Annotated in this window: 13 protein-coding genes and 1 pseudogene; 8 read left to right on the forward strand and 6 right to left on the reverse strand. The window is 57.6% G+C overall.

Annotated elements, in window-relative coordinates; genetic code table 11:
• Positions 1-49: 49 nt before the first annotated feature.
• Complete coding sequence (locus tag CFII68_RS24270; RefSeq protein WP_018601097.1) at positions 50-583, reverse strand: hypothetical protein; 534 nt, start codon at positions 581-583, stop codon at positions 50-52.
• Between the two features lie 717 nt (positions 584-1300).
• Between CFII68_RS24270 and CFII68_RS24265 the strand changes: the two genes are divergently transcribed.
• The 5 genes from CFII68_RS24265 to CFII68_RS24245 all read left to right on the forward strand — a co-directional run bounded on the left by CFII68_RS24265 (position 1301) and on the right by CFII68_RS24245 (position 6727).
• Complete coding sequence (locus tag CFII68_RS24265) at positions 1301-3049, forward strand: ABC transporter permease subunit (protein ID WP_018601102.1); 1749 nt, start codon at positions 1301-1303, stop codon at positions 3047-3049.
• An 11-nt stretch (positions 3050-3060) separates the two neighbouring features.
• On the forward strand, positions 3061-4365 hold the full coding sequence (locus CFII68_RS24260; RefSeq protein WP_018601104.1) for an AAA-associated domain-containing protein: 1305 nt from the start codon (positions 3061-3063) through the stop codon (positions 4363-4365).
• Between the two features lie 40 nt (positions 4366-4405).
• Positions 4406-5482: a HAMP domain-containing sensor histidine kinase gene (locus CFII68_RS24255; RefSeq protein ID WP_033062361.1), complete on the forward strand. Its 1077-nt coding sequence runs from the start codon at positions 4406-4408 to the stop codon at positions 5480-5482.
• Positions 5469-6107, forward strand: coding sequence for a response regulator transcription factor (locus CFII68_RS24250; protein WP_018601108.1), 639 nt, complete (start codon positions 5469-5471; stop codon positions 6105-6107). The genes CFII68_RS24255 and CFII68_RS24250 overlap by 14 nt, the downstream gene beginning before the upstream one ends.
• A 77-nt stretch (positions 6108-6184) precedes the next feature.
• On the forward strand, positions 6185-6727 hold the full coding sequence (locus CFII68_RS24245; RefSeq protein ID WP_018601110.1) for a hypothetical protein: 543 nt from the start codon (positions 6185-6187) through the stop codon (positions 6725-6727).
• Between the two features lie 185 nt (positions 6728-6912).
• Here CFII68_RS24245 and CFII68_RS24240 read toward each other — a convergent pair whose 3' ends face one another.
• Positions 6913-7830: a DMT family transporter gene (locus tag CFII68_RS24240; RefSeq protein ID WP_018601111.1), complete on the reverse strand. Its 918-nt coding sequence runs from the start codon at positions 7828-7830 to the stop codon at positions 6913-6915.
• Between the two features lie 102 nt (positions 7831-7932).
• Here CFII68_RS24240 and CFII68_RS24235 point away from each other — a divergent pair, with 102 nt between their 5' ends.
• Both CFII68_RS24235 and CFII68_RS0125730 read left to right on the forward strand, forming a co-directional pair.
• Positions 7933-8799 (forward strand): LysR family transcriptional regulator, encoded by an 867-nt coding sequence (locus CFII68_RS24235; protein WP_018601114.1) that lies wholly within the window; start codon positions 7933-7935, stop codon positions 8797-8799.
• A gap of 113 nt (positions 8800-8912) precedes the next feature.
• Positions 8913-9434: an HIT family protein gene (locus tag CFII68_RS0125730; protein WP_033062362.1), complete on the forward strand. Its 522-nt coding sequence runs from the start codon at positions 8913-8915 to the stop codon at positions 9432-9434.
• Here the strand turns inward: CFII68_RS0125730 and CFII68_RS24230 are convergent.
• Positions 9388-10059, reverse strand: a complete 672-nt coding sequence (locus tag CFII68_RS24230) for a DUF2268 domain-containing putative Zn-dependent protease (protein ID WP_018601119.1) — start codon at positions 10057-10059, stop codon at positions 9388-9390. The genes CFII68_RS0125730 and CFII68_RS24230 overlap by 47 nt on opposite strands.
• Before the next feature lie 287 nt (positions 10060-10346).
• Between CFII68_RS24230 and CFII68_RS24225 the strand changes: the two genes are divergently transcribed.
• Positions 10347-10619, forward strand: coding sequence for a hypothetical protein (locus CFII68_RS24225; RefSeq protein ID WP_018601122.1), 273 nt, complete (start codon positions 10347-10349; stop codon positions 10617-10619).
• Between the two features lie 145 nt (positions 10620-10764).
• On the opposite strand, the gene CFII68_RS24220 is transcribed toward CFII68_RS24225, so the two are convergent.
• The 3 genes and pseudogenes from CFII68_RS24220 to CFII68_RS24210 all read right to left on the reverse strand — a co-directional run bounded on the left by CFII68_RS24220 (position 10765) and on the right by CFII68_RS24210 (position 13369).
• Entirely contained in the window at positions 10765-11076 is a 312-nt protein-coding gene (locus CFII68_RS24220) for a hypothetical protein (protein WP_018601124.1), read from the reverse strand.
• A gap of 112 nt (positions 11077-11188) precedes the next feature.
• Positions 11189-11807 (reverse strand): annotated as a pseudogene (locus CFII68_RS26385) (tyrosine-type recombinase/integrase).
• 578 nt (positions 11808-12385) lie between these two features.
• Entirely contained in the window at positions 12386-13369 is a 984-nt protein-coding gene (locus tag CFII68_RS24210) for a hypothetical protein (RefSeq protein WP_018601127.1), read from the reverse strand.
• Between the last annotated feature and the right edge of the window lie 68 nt (positions 13370-13437).

Raw genomic sequence — 13437 nt, forward strand, 5'->3', positions numbered from 1 at the left:
CGCTCCGCGTTCCGCTTCTGGCGGGTCGCGGGGGCGGTGAACGCCGCGGTCAATACCATCGCTGGATCTCAATCAACCCTTCCATCCCTGCATAATTGCGTGCACTGGAGTAGCGCCAATGCTCCGGTAACTCCACATACCCGCGCTTCACTGGGTTGAAATGGATGTAATCCAGTTTCTGGCGCATGACCGCTTCGCTATAGATTTGCTCCGCATGTGAGCCTTCTTGCCAGAGCTGATAGACCCGGTCCTGCTTATGCGCTCGCTTGCTGAACCGCAGGCGTTGCAATGCCCGCTCAGCACCCTTGCTCTGTAGGTCGTTGATGATCTGGCGCGCCGTAAAGGATTTGAACTGACGCAAGCATTTGCTCAGATTCGGCGCTTGGGCAACGAAATGCAGATGGTTTTCCAGAACGACATAACCGAACAACTGCAAGTTCTGATGGGTTTGCTGATAACGCCAGCACCCAAGCAGGTGATCAACGAGATAGGGCCGTATGAACAGCGGCAACCACTCCATCAATGTGCAGGTGAGAAAGTGGGGTTTTTCGGGTTCGGTGATGACGTAGCGGCTCCGGCCCATGGGATGCCTTCCTTTGCGGAGTGGGGAATGACTATGCTGCCGGTTTCGAGGCGTTTGGGGATAGACGAACAGGGCTCGGAGCACGTGGGAAGGGTCGGTAAACCCTTGATGATCGTTCCCACGCTCTGCGTGGGAATGCAGCCTGGGATGCTCTGCGTCCCTTCAAGAGCCGGACGCGGAGCGTCCGTGGAGGCATTCCCACGCGGAGCGTGGGAACGATCAACAGTGGCCTTGTCGCTATAGAGGCTTTAGCAGCTTGTGCCTATACCGGCGAAATCGTCGCCAGCACGCCGATCAAAAGGGTCAGTGCCAAAAAACCACCCAAAAAAATCGCCATCTTCGCCATGAGCACTCCTGGACCAAAAAATTGCAGTACACGGGCCGTCCGATAGGCAAACCGCGTGGTTATTCTGGGGCGGGGACTGGGTTCATGACAGAGGCACCTGACGCAGGAAAATACGGATCAGACGAACGCCCTCCCGCCCTCGTCGCGCAACTTTCAATAGGCGACAAATACGGCGAAGTTCTTTCATCGAAGGGAAACGGATATACCAAAGTATATTTTCATGTCCCAAGTCAGCGTGGTCTTCAGCCCAGGCAGCCCTTAATCTTGCTGGGCATTTAACGCCCCCGTTCAAGTGCGTTTCAACTTCATGACATCCAATGATCGCAAGTGTGGTCGCAGCCCTGGTTTTCAAAGAGTAATAGAGGTGACCCATGCGCCCTTCTTTCCTTGCACCTGTATTGACGCCCTTCAAAAACCGGGAGCAACTTCCTGCCAATTCCTGGCGGGCCGATATCGCGTTGTTGGGCCTCCTCGTACTCTTGGCTGCCTTTGTAGTCCATGGCCTGGATCAAATGAACCAGCCCCTCGGCGTGCTTGATGCTTCGCCATTGTCCCTTGAGCTTGTGCACCTGCCGGAATATACCTTGCGCACGACTTTGCGCATGTTCATCGCCTTGTTCGCTTCGTTTGTATTTTCCTTGGTCGTCGCCACGTTGGCCGCCAAAAGCCGCAAGGCTGCAATCGTTATCCTGCCAGCGTTGGATATTCTCCAATCGGTGCCAGTCCTTGGCTTTCTTACGTTTACCGTTGTGTTCTTCATGGGACTGTTCCCAGGCAAGGAAACCGGCGTGGAGTGCGCGGCCATCTTCGCCATCTTCACCAGTCAAGTCTGGAACATGACCTTCAGCTTCTATCAATCGCGGAGAACCGTGCCCAACGATCTTTACGAGGTCAGCCGACAGTTCGCCTTTTCGCCATGGCAACGTTTCATCAGGCTGGAGTTGCCCTTCGCCACGCCGGGCCTGGTGTGGAACATGATGATGTCGATGTCGGGCGGCTGGTTTTTCGTGGTTGCTTCCGAGGCCATCACCGTCGGCGACACCACCGTCAGCCTGCCGGGGATCGGTTCATGGCTGGCGCTGGCGATCGAGCAGCAAAACATCGCCGCGATTGCTTGGGCGGTGCTGGCCATGGTCGCGGTGATCATTGCCTATGACCTGCTGTTTTTCCGGCCAATCGTCGCCTGGGCGGACAAATTCCGCTTCGAACAGACCGCCTCCCAGAAACGCCCACGGTCGAGGGTCTACGACCTGCTGCGCTCGACGCGCCTGGTGCCCTTGGTGCTGCTGACGCTGGGCAGCATCAAGGCCTCGTTATTTCTGGAGAAGCTCCCCCGGCTGCCGTCCATCCGCTTCACGACCAGTGCCCGCGTCAGCCGCGCAGCCGACCGGGTCTGGCTCGCCCTGGTCGCCGCTGCCTGCATCGCCGGCATCCTGCAGGTGTCGCGGTTCATCGGCAGCACCTTAGGTTGGGAGGACGTGGCCAGTACCTTTGGCCTGGGCCTGATCACCCTGGTGCGAGTCAGCGTGCTCATCGTGCTGGCCAGCGTGGTGTGGGTGCCCATCGGCGTCTGGATCGGCTTGAACCCGCGCTGGGCCGAGCGCCTGCAACCCATCGCGCAGTTACTGGCAGCCTTCCCGGCCAACGTGCTGTTTCCGTTCGCGGTGATCGCCATCGTCGCCCTGAAACTCAACCCCGATGTCTGGCTTTCGCCGCTGATGATCCTGGGCACCCAGTGGTACATCCTGTTCAACGTGATTGCCGGTGCCAGCGCCCTGCCGACTGATTTGCGCGAGGCGGCGCGCAGCTTCCACATACACGGCTGGCAGTGGTGGCGCCAAGTCGCGCTGCCGGGCGTCTTCCCTTACTACGTCACCGGCGCCCTCACGGCAGCGGGTGGCTCATGGAACGCCAGCATCGTCGCCGAGGCGGTGTCTTGGGGCGACCACCATTTGTACGCGTCCGGCTTGGGCGCCTTCATCGCCCAGGCGACCACGGCCGGGGATCTGCATCGGGTGGCGCTGGGCATCGTGGTCATGTCGATTTTCGTGGTGGGCTTCAACCGGTTGCTGTGGCGCCCGCTGTACGGTTTCGCCGAACGTCGGCTTCGAATTGATTGAGGGGTGATCCAATGCAAGTAATGGACAAACGCTGCCTCGTGGATGTGCAGCAAGTCGGCCACGTCTACGGCACGGCTGGCGGCGCCGAACGCCGGGTTCTGGACAACGTCTGCATGCGCCTGGACGAGGGCGAAATCGTCGGCCTGCTCGGGCGTTCAGGCTCCGGCAAATCGACCTTGCTGCGCTCCATCGCCGGCCTGATTTCGCCCACCACCGGCGTGGTGGATTTTCCAAGCAATGCCCAAGGGCTGGCGAGCTCGGTGCGCATGGTGTTCCAGAGCTTCGCCCTGTTCCCCTGGCTGACGGTGCTGCAAAACGTCGAGGTCGGCCTCGAGGCCCTCGGCGTGGCAGCACCTGAGCGACGTCGGCGGGCGCTGGCCGCCATCGACATGATCGGCCTCGACGGCTTCGAAAGCGCCTTCCCCAAAGAGCTGTCAGGCGGCATGCGCCAGCGCGTCGGCCTGGCCCGCGCGTTGGTTGTCAACCCGGATGTGTTGTTGATGGACGAGCCGTTTTCCGCGCTGGACGTGCTGACCGCCGAAACGCTGCGCACCGACCTGCTGGAGCTGTGGCGTGAGGGGCGCATGCCGATCCGGTCGATCCTGATGGTCACCCATAACATCGAAGAAGCCGTGCTGATGTGTGACCGGATACTGATTTTCTCCTCCAACCCGGGGCGGGTCATGAGCGAGATCAGCGTGGACCTCAGCCAGCCGCGCAATCGCGCCGACCCGGCATTCCAAGCCCTGGTCGAGCACATCTACGTGCAGATGGCCGGCGGCGCGAATGTCGGCTCCGCACGCCAGGAAACCTTTGCCGGCAGCGGCGTGGGCATGGTCCTGCCGTCGATTTCCAGCAATGCCCTGGCCGGGCTGATCGAAGCGGTGCAGGACCAGCCGTTTGCCGGCCAAGCGGACTTGCGTGAGCTCGCCAGTGCATTGCGCTACACCGCCAGTGACCTGTTGCCGGTCGCCGAGGTGCTGCAACTCCTGCGCCTGGCCGACCTGCAGGACGGCCACATCACCCTCCTGCCGGCCGGGCAGCGCTACGCCGATTCAGCGGTGGATGAGCGCAAGCAACTGTTTGCCCGGCACCTGCTTAAATACGTGCCGTTGGTGGGGCATGTGCGCCGGGTGCTGGACGACCGCCCTACCCGCACCGCACCGGCCAGGCGTTTCCGTGACCAACTGGAAGATTTCATGTCCGAGCACGACGCCGCCATTACGCTGGACTGTGTCACGCAATGGGGCCGCTACGCCGAGTTGTTCGCCTACGACGAAGTGGCCGATCAGTTCAGCCTGGACAATCCATCCTGAGGTGCCGCGGTATAAACTGCGTGGATCGGTCGTTGGAGCAATGCGCGATGGACATTCAATGAGAAGAACAGCGTTGACCCTGCGTCTACTGCTTCTGCTGGGATTGGCCCTGGGCATCGCAGCAATCGATACCATCACCGACCTGGAAATCGCGGTCGGGGTCTTCCAGATCGCAGTGGTGCTGATCGCGGTGAGAATCCTGCCGGCACGCGCGGTCGCGGGGGTAGCGGCTATCTGCATGGTCCTGACGATCCTCAGCTATCGCTTCACGCGTTTTGGCGACACAGAGGCCGGGCTGATCAACGTGCTGATCAGCCTCGCGGCCATCGCCGGCACCACGTACCTGGCGCTGCGTCTCTCGGCCGCCGTGCGCACGGTGCATCAGACCCGCGCCCACCTGGCGCACATCGCCCGCATCAACATGCTCGGCGAACTCGCCGCCTCGATTGCCCACGAAGTCAACCAACCGCTGGCCGCCGTGGCCGCCAGCGGCAGTGCCAGCCTGCGCTGGATGGCCACCGAGCCGCCCAACCTGCCCAAGGCCCGGCAGGCGGTGGAGCGGATCATCGCCGACACCCATCGGGCCAGCGACATCATTGCCCGGTTGCGCGGCATGGCCCGGCATCAAGCGCCGACGAAGCAGTGGCTGAACGTCGCCGACACGGTCCATACCGCGCTGCGATTGTTGGCCGGAGAGCTGAACGAGCAGAACATCACCTTGCGCGTACAGGTCCAGGAAGGGCTGCCGCCGATGCTGGCGGATGAAGTGCAAATCCAACAAGTGATCCTGAACCTGGCGATGAACGCGCTCGACGCCATGCGCCAGGTTGACGTCGACCAGCGGATTCTGCAGTTTCAGGTGACGCTCGAATCGCCCCAGCAACTGCTCTTTTCGGTGTCCGACCAAGGCAATGGTCTGTTGGCGAGCGACCGGGAAAGGGTATTCGACGCCTTCTACAGCACCAAGCAGGACGGCATGGGGATGGGGTTGGCCATCAGCCGCTCGATCATAGAGGCCCATGACGGCCGGCTCTGGGCCGCCAGCAATCCACCGTCGGGCTCGACGTTTCACTTCACCCTGCCAGCCGTCACAAGGGAATCCGATGAGCCAAACTGACATTCATGACCGGGCCGATTCGATGATCTACATCGTCGACGACGACCACTCGGTGCGTGCCTCACTGCAAGACCTGCTGGCCTCCGTGGGCCTGGCAAGCATGGCGTTCGGCTCGGCCCGTGAGTTCATCGACGCCCAGCGGCCGGACGTCCCGGCGTGCCTGATTCTGGATGTGCGCATGCCGGGCTTGAATGGGCTGGACTTCCAGCAGGAAATGGCACGCTTGAACATCCTGGTCCCGGTGGTGTTCATCACCGCCCATGGCGACATCCCCATGTCTGTCAAAGCCATGAAGGCCGGCGCGCTGGAGTTCCTGACCAAGCCATTTCGCGAACAGGACCTGCTCGATGCCATCACCCAGGGCCTGAACCGCGACCAGGAACGGCGCAAGGTCGCGGCGAGTGTGGACGCGTTGAAACGCCGGCATGACGCCCTGACTGACGGCGAGCGCGAGGTGATGGCGCTGGTCGTGTCAGGGCTGCTGAACAAGCAAGTGGCCGGCCAACTGGGGTTGAGCGAAGTGACCGTGAAAGTGCGCCGCGGGTCGTTGATGCGCAAGATGAATGCGGACTCGTTGGCAACGCTGGTGAAGATGTCGGAAAAACTCAAGGAAGCAGATCGCTAGCGGCCCATGATCACGGCTATCATTGCCGCTCGCCCTTTTGACAGGCGATGTCGCAGGCCACCCTCAAGGATCCAGGTATGACTTTTCTGCCGTCACGCTCCACCCTCTTCGTTTCCAGCCTCCTGCTCAGCTCCCTGTGCTTTGCCGAAGGCGAGCCAACCGACGGCAGCCTCATCAAGGACTCGACCAAAGCAGCCGTTTCAACCTTCATTACCGCCGGCAAGAACCTGCTGGGCGGCGTCAGCGAAGGCGTGCTCGATGGCCGCGAGTCGGCCCAAGGCACCGATGGCGCCGCGATCATCTCCTCCGGCGAGCAAATGAAAGACCGCATCGCCGTTGAAGTGCTGAAGCTCGAACCCGGCGACGACAACGTCAGCATCACCCTCGGCTTCAAGAACAGCACCGACACCCAACTGCGCGTGGTCAACCTCGGCCAGACCGGCGTGCTGCTGGCCATTGACCAGGCGGGTTACTCCAACCGCCTCACCGGCCTGGACAACCCGGATGAAGTCACCATTCCGGCGAAGACCGCCGTGCGCCAGAAGTTCGTGTTTGAAGGCATGAGCGAGGCGGTCAGCACGGTACGGGTGTGGGGGCAGGATTACTCGGTCAAGAAATAATGCACCCGCTCGTTCGGACGATCGTTCCCACGCTCCCGCGTGGGCATGCATCCCGTGACGCTCTGCGTCACCTTACAGAAGCGGAACGCGGAGCGTCCCCGGCGACATTCCCACGCGGAGCGTGAGGAACGATCGTTCACAGCCCCCGCAAGCCGTGTGTGGGATTGCCGACACCCACAACAGAATCAACCGACTTTTGCCCCGCTCCCCGGCTCAAACCTCAACGCCAGCACGCTCATCAACACAATCACCGCCCCAACAATAACCATCGCTGACGGTCGCTCAGCCAGCACCAAAGAAGCCATCAACATGGCCGTGGGCGGTATCAGGTAAAGCGCCATGGAAGCGCGGCTCACCTTGCTGTGCGCCAGCACGTAAGCCCAAGCAAGGTACGCCAACGCGCTGGGAAAAATACCCAGAACCAACACCGCCAGATTCACCGAAGCCGAAGCCTGCCGCGCCGCACTCAACATCCCCGGCGCAAAAATGAACAACAGAATCGTGCCCGACCAAACGGTGTAACAAACCAGGGTCAAACCGTCATAACGATGGGCATGCCGCTTCTGCAAAGCGAAATACAAACTCCAGGACAGCGCCGCCAACAGGATCAATAGCCCATGGGCGTCCATGTCACCCAAGCCACGATCCCCCGCGACCACCACGCCTGCGCCAAGCAAGCCGCACAACACACAACCCCACTGCCAACCACTGACCCTGTCCTTGAAGACAAAATGCGCCAGCAGCGTGCTGAACAACGGTGTGGACTGGGCCAGCACACTGGCCGCCCCGGCGCTGACGCCCCGCTGACCGTAATTGAGGGCGATGTGGTGCAAGCTGACAGCAAAGAAACCCAACACCACCAGCAACGGCAAATCCCTGAGACGCGGCCAGGAAATACCCCTCACCATCGCCACAATGGCCATGAACACCGAGGCGATGAGAAACCGCACCAACGCCAATTGACCCGGCTCATAAGCCTGCAAGCCAATGCGAATACCAATCGGCGAATAGGCCCAGCAAACGATCACCAACAGCGTCGCCAGGATAACCTTCACACCGGTTTTGCCGGAGGAACCTTCAACCAGCGCAAAACGCGTTTCCATCTAAAGTTCCTGCTCACTGGCCGATTTGCCTCGAAGTATCGAAACCACCCCACCTCAGCACAAGTGACTTAAACTCAGTCAACCATTCACTTTTGGTGAGCCATGGAACTGTCCCAACTGCGCATGCTCAAGACAGTCTGCGAAACCGGTAGCATCGCCCGCGCCGCCGAAGTGCTGCACTGTGTGCCGTCCAACATCACCGCGCGCCTCAAATCCCTGGAACGGGAACTCGGCACGCCGCTGTTTTTCCGCGAAGGTCGCGGGCTGCGGGTCAGCCCAGCGGGCGAAGTGTTTCTGGAGTACGCGACAAAAATACTGAGCCTGACGGAAGAAGCCCGCCGCGCAGTCGCCCCCACCCGCGCACCAAGCGGCCCACTGCGCATAGGCGCCATCGAGTCCAGCGCCACCGGGCGCCTGCCTCAGTTGCTCGCCAAATACCACGCGCAGTATCCGCAGGTGTCGCTGGAGCTGAGCACCGGCACCTGGGCGCAGTTGCTGGACGATATCCAGCATCACCGGCTCGATGGCGTGATCGTAGCGGTGGACATCGAACGGCCTGGACTCAAGCGAGCCGTGATGTACCGCGAAGACCTGGTGCTCATCGCCTCCGAGTCCCAAGGCCCGCTGCGCAGCGCCGCCGATCTGCAAGGCAAGGCAATCTTCATGTGGCCCACGGGCTGTCCGTACCGCTTGGCGCTGGAACAGTGGCTGCTGCGTCATGACCAAGTGCAACCGATCATCAGCATCGCCAGTTATGGCGCCATTGTTGGCTGTGTCAGCGCCGGTGCCGGCGTCTCGCTGGTGCCCCGAGGGATCTATGAGCAATACCGCCAGGGCGCTGGTTGGACAGGGTATGAGTTTCCCGAGCTGACGGGCATCGATAACCTTTTCTACTGGCATGAAAACGCCGGCCGACATCCCGCCAGGGAAGCGTTTTTGACCATGCTGCAAACGGAGTTCGAAGGCTAGTTGCAGCACTCTCCCCTGTGGCGAGGGGATTTATCCCCGCTGGACTGCGAAGCAGTCCCAATACCCAATCATCCTGATAAACAAAGATTCCAATCATTAACAAGGAGTCCGCTTTGGAATTACTCCCCCACTTCATCCTCCACGAAACCACCCACTGGCTAGTCAACCACCACCTGGCATCCGCCCTGCCCGGCTACCTCATGCTCGGTTCCAAGCATCACGCTCACTCACTGGCCCAACTGCCCGAACCCGCACTCGCAGAGCTGGGCAGCCTGATGGCAAACATCCAGAGGGTTCTTGAAACGCAACTGAACCCCAAATGGCTTTACATCAGCCGCTTCGGCCACGATCCCCGCTACCCCATCCACTTCCATTTCATCCCGGTGTACGACTGGGTCGAGGCACTGTTCTGGAAAGATGCGCGGTACAGGTTGCTGGAAACCTTTGGCACTCAAGAAAACGCCCAGACATTGACCGATGGCGCAGAGCTGACATTGTTCATCTGGCGTGAATTCGGTGAGAGCCCGACACCGCCAGCGATCCAAGGGCCCTCTATCAGCCAGGTAATTGAAAAGTTGCGGCAAGCGTTCAGGACTCAGCCAATACCAAACCTTCCTCCAGCGCATTGGCCATGATGTCTGCTGCAGGTGCGTTGACCCAGGTCGAAATATCAGTTTCGCCCCTCGACGCAAGCCAACGTCCGACCATTTGATAACCCAACGAGTAACCGAGCCATTTGGGTTTGTCGCCAAAACCAAAGAACCACTCGTTGTGATCGTAATACCTCGACTCGAGAATTTGCAGTCCAACCGGTGAACGCAATAGATCGGCAGATGCGATGGCATGCTCCCAAGGCTCCGGATCGCTACCAAGCACATGCCGAACAAACTGACCGGCAAGCCCTTCGCTGACCAACGCCTCGCCTAACGTCCAACCATAACCAGGGCCACCCATGCGCAGACAATGGTGAACCTCATGAACAACATGCCGACGCAGTGCGCCGGTGCGCAGGCTGGAAAAGAAATTCGGATTGTCGGGATCAAGGGTCATGGTAAACATGGAACTGCGATACGCCCGTCCTACCAGGCCCATTTCCGGAATGGTTTCGCCCGGTAGCCGCTGAATCAGGACATCGAGTCTCGGCGGGGGCATCAGGCGAGCAATAGCCTCGTAAGCGGCTTCAAACTCGTCAACCAGCTCGCGGCGAAACTCGGCAAGACTCCCCGAGGCCTCCAGCCAGTGCAGCGTCCATTTCTCCATGTCCCCTCTCCTTTATTAATCAAAGCACCTGGCTCGATGACTCCAGGCCGCTCGCGACGGTAGATCCCCGCCGGGCAACTGTCCAGTGTCGATCAGGTTTGACTGCGCCTCTGTCTGCCCGGTTATCTCTGGCAAAAAACTGTCTCGATTCCTACAAGGCTCTCGGAAGCAGGTGTCTTGCCCGTCAAACCTGGTGAAATATATAGTCATTCCCATCGTCGGATATGGTGATCAGGTTTGGCGACCTGCGTATCGGATCAGCCCTATAAATTAATTGGAGCAATCCCATGCAAAGATACACACCCATCACCGGCATCGACTGCACCCCCGCTTCCCTACTCATCGACACCCAAGCCCCGCTTGACGTACTACACGCCACAGCTGATTACCGCATCCGTGTGGTGACTCAGGTACTGGAGAACATTGCGTTTCGCTCTGAAATAACCAGCGATACGGTGGTGCTTTCGGACTTTGCACAGCTTTTGGTGATTCCGTTACGCGATGGGTGTGATTTGCTGGAGGTGATTGGTAGGCGACTTCAGGCGCAGGTTGAAAGCTGATGGAATGACGGGCGCCTGAAAGCGCCCGTTTTACGTAATTCAAGATGGTATCTGCGCCGAACCTCAAATCTGGCTACCTAGTTCAAAGGTTCCAACCGGCAGAGATCGGCCAGAATCTGCCTCCCAGAAAGCTGATGCTGAGCGGTCACTCGTCAAACAAGGTCCAGCCATGGCAAATGCCGACAAAGTCTTTTGCCGTAAAAAATAATGTCAGTTCCTCTGGGTCAAATTCTTTGTAGAGCCAGTGCCCAGGAACTGGGCCTCTCGTTATCACGTATTCCAAGCGGTATTTTTGAACAGGTCCAAAACTGAAGGAGCGTGAGTTCAACTCAAACCTGTCACCTCTGTTGAGCGCCCATAGCTTTTCAACAAGGCAATCATCAAGCACCACCTCTCCCGCTATCTCAATGAGATGCTTTGAATGAAGTTTCTTTTGAAGCCTAACGCTTCTGGCCATATATAAGCCTACCTATGAACAGTCCGGGCATCGGCATAATAATACTGGAACATGATGCTGACCAATTTGGGTCGGTTAGCGACGGCCTGAATTCGACCGTCGCTATGCATAGTCAAACCTCAGTTTGCTCCGCCATCTTCAGGGCGTCATCGACCTCAATACCCAGATATCGAATGGTGCTCGCCAGCTTCGTATGGCCGAGCAGCAACTGAATCGCCGGCAGGTTCTTCGTCCTGCGATAGACGATGATGCCTTGGTACGTCTCATTGTGTGAGTGCCATACATGGCTGGATCAAAGCCAACGGCTTAACCCAGCCTTTGAAGATACGAGCCTACTGACGAGTGGATAGATGGTTTGAGGTACGTGGCCGGCTAGGAAAAAGGCAGTCCTCGCTGCGTAGTTGGGCCTGACGTATCCAGACCGTGAGAGCAGACCGTGTTTGCTCAGTGATCTCGAACTGCACTGCCCGCTGCGTTTTCTGCTGCATCACCATGGCTCGTGATGATACGTACTCGCCATGGGCAACGTCGCGCACGCGGAGCTTGGTTAAGTCGCAAGCTCGAAGCTTGCTGTCGATGGCCAGATTGAAGAGAGCCAGATCCCGAGTTTTTTCTGCAATTTGGAACCTTACTCGGATGGCCCAGATATCTCTCAGTCGTAGCGGGGGGTTCTGCCCGACCAATTTCCCTTTGTTCCAGGGCTGACGGCTGCGGGTAGCGATGTTGTTCATGACATGTCCTCCACGTGTGGAAGGACAAGGATGGCTAAACAGAGGGGTCGCTAACCGGCCAAAAGTGGTCCCGCGAGCTATGCCAGCATGTGAAGCATGTCCATGAACATCGGACCTGAGAGATCACGTATCTCTCCGTCGTCAGCAACCAAGCAACCTACAGCGCCAGCGAATGACTCTTGGTCATGCGCTGGTATGTCCAAGCTGCAAATGATCCTATAGCGGAACAGCCAGCCGCAGGCGACGCGACCGCACAGTTCTACCGTTTGATGGTAGCCATCAACGGACAGGGGCCGGGCACCGTGGGCCTGCGCAAGGTTATATGCTGTACTGCCGGTAGATTCGCGCTGGGAAGACTCGTTGTTCATACACACTGGAAATGGCTGGAGGAGCAGTCGATTATCTACTCGTTTGGTTTGAATGTCTGGGCATTCGCTTTGGGTCGATTACGGCCCTCGCGACCGGCAACTATCGGCCATTATCGGCCATTCGCAAAATTTCCGCTTACGGTCGACAAAGTGCTACTGAGTCAATGAGACAACTGTCTATAAATAACAGTTATTTAATAGATAACGTATCTATTGCACTAGAGAAAAGTCAACTAATCCGCTGCCTATTTCCCCGTCTGGTAACATGCTAATTTGAATAGTGGCTTTAGAAAGAAAGTTGCTTTCTTTTGCGAGCCATTTTATTAGTGCTTCTTTTCTTTCGAAGCCGAGGATGCTGTCTTGGCCAGTGTGGTGCGCCTTTAAAACATCCTGGGTCACCCCAGCAGCAAAGTCTGCTACGCTTAAAAAATCATCTAAATGTGATTTTTCCTCAAATGACTTCCCAAAACCAATTAGATTAAATTGGTGCTCACAATACATTCCCAAGGTTGTAGTAAATAGTTTTTGCGTATCCTTAAAAGACCTCTCTGCACCATCTTCGTTAATTGAGTCGTTATCACAATACCAAAGCAAGCGTTGGTTTTGGTGGGTCATCAAAGCAATAAAAATAGCTATCGAATGACATATGCGAAGTGCCTTTTCTCCCGTCTCTCCTTTCCAATTGCCCATACCTAAAGTCGCGAGATGTTCTTCAATGAAGGGGTGAACAAGTTTTTTTGATGGGCCGAATACTGTCCCAATTTTTTTCTCAATCGCTATTGTAATAAGTGCGCCATGTATGAAATTATCTATAGCTAACAGGAAGTCTGGCAACGCCCGACTTCTTGGGCCGAACTTCAAGTCCTTGAATTTAAATTCACTATATGGCTCAAGGATTTTATACTTTCGCCTTAATTTTTTAACTTGGCGAATAAATGGCTCTGCCTTGTTATATGAGAAGATTAGAAAGGAATAGGTGGTGAAGCACGCGTCCGGATGTTCTCCTCCGAAGTCCGAAGCTATCGCAATCTTATCGTCCTCTGAAAAATCGGGAAGCTGTTTAATTTGACTAAGGGAGCTTTTAAGTAGATGTGAAAAAAAAGGATACTCCTCTTTTATTATTGGCATATCGAACGGGCCGCACTTACGGATTTCACGATAACGTAACGGTTGGGTGTTTTTCCGCTTGGCCATACTTCAAACTCCCTAGTTATTAAACGCCTTTTTTGTCTATGACGCCATGAAGCCAGTCGGATTCGCCT

Origin of the sequence: Pseudomonas sp. CFII68 (assembly GCF_000416195.1) — a bacterium.
Lineage (GTDB): Bacteria > Pseudomonadota > Gammaproteobacteria > Pseudomonadales > Pseudomonadaceae > Aquipseudomonas > Aquipseudomonas kilonensis.

Excerpts from the sequence above, each read along its gene's own strand:
- CFII68_RS24270 (WP_018601097.1), bottom strand. The coding sequence starts at position 583 with ATGGGCCGGAGCCGCTACGTCATCACCGAACCCGAAAAACCCCACTTT.
- CFII68_RS24265 (WP_018601102.1), top strand. The coding sequence starts at position 1,301 with ATGCGCCCTTCTTTCCTTGCACCTGTATTGACGCCCTTCAAAAACCGG.
- CFII68_RS24260 (WP_018601104.1), top strand. The coding sequence starts at position 3,061 with ATGCAAGTAATGGACAAACGCTGCCTCGTGGATGTGCAGCAAGTCGGC.
- CFII68_RS24255 (WP_033062361.1), top strand. The coding sequence starts at position 4,406 with ATGCGCGATGGACATTCAATGAGAAGAACAGCGTTGACCCTGCGTCTA.
- CFII68_RS24250 (WP_018601108.1), top strand. The coding sequence starts at position 5,469 with ATGAGCCAAACTGACATTCATGACCGGGCCGATTCGATGATCTACATC.
- CFII68_RS24245 (WP_018601110.1), top strand. The coding sequence starts at position 6,185 with ATGACTTTTCTGCCGTCACGCTCCACCCTCTTCGTTTCCAGCCTCCTG.
- CFII68_RS24240 (WP_018601111.1), bottom strand. The coding sequence starts at position 7,830 with ATGGAAACGCGTTTTGCGCTGGTTGAAGGTTCCTCCGGCAAAACCGGT.
- CFII68_RS24235 (WP_018601114.1), top strand. The coding sequence starts at position 7,933 with ATGGAACTGTCCCAACTGCGCATGCTCAAGACAGTCTGCGAAACCGGT.
- CFII68_RS24230 (WP_018601119.1), bottom strand. The coding sequence starts at position 10,059 with ATGGAGAAATGGACGCTGCACTGGCTGGAGGCCTCGGGGAGTCTTGCC.
- CFII68_RS24225 (WP_018601122.1), top strand. The coding sequence starts at position 10,347 with ATGCAAAGATACACACCCATCACCGGCATCGACTGCACCCCCGCTTCC.
- CFII68_RS24220 (WP_018601124.1), bottom strand. The coding sequence starts at position 11,076 with ATGGCCAGAAGCGTTAGGCTTCAAAAGAAACTTCATTCAAAGCATCTC.
- CFII68_RS24210 (WP_018601127.1), bottom strand. The coding sequence starts at position 13,369 with ATGGCCAAGCGGAAAAACACCCAACCGTTACGTTATCGTGAAATCCGT.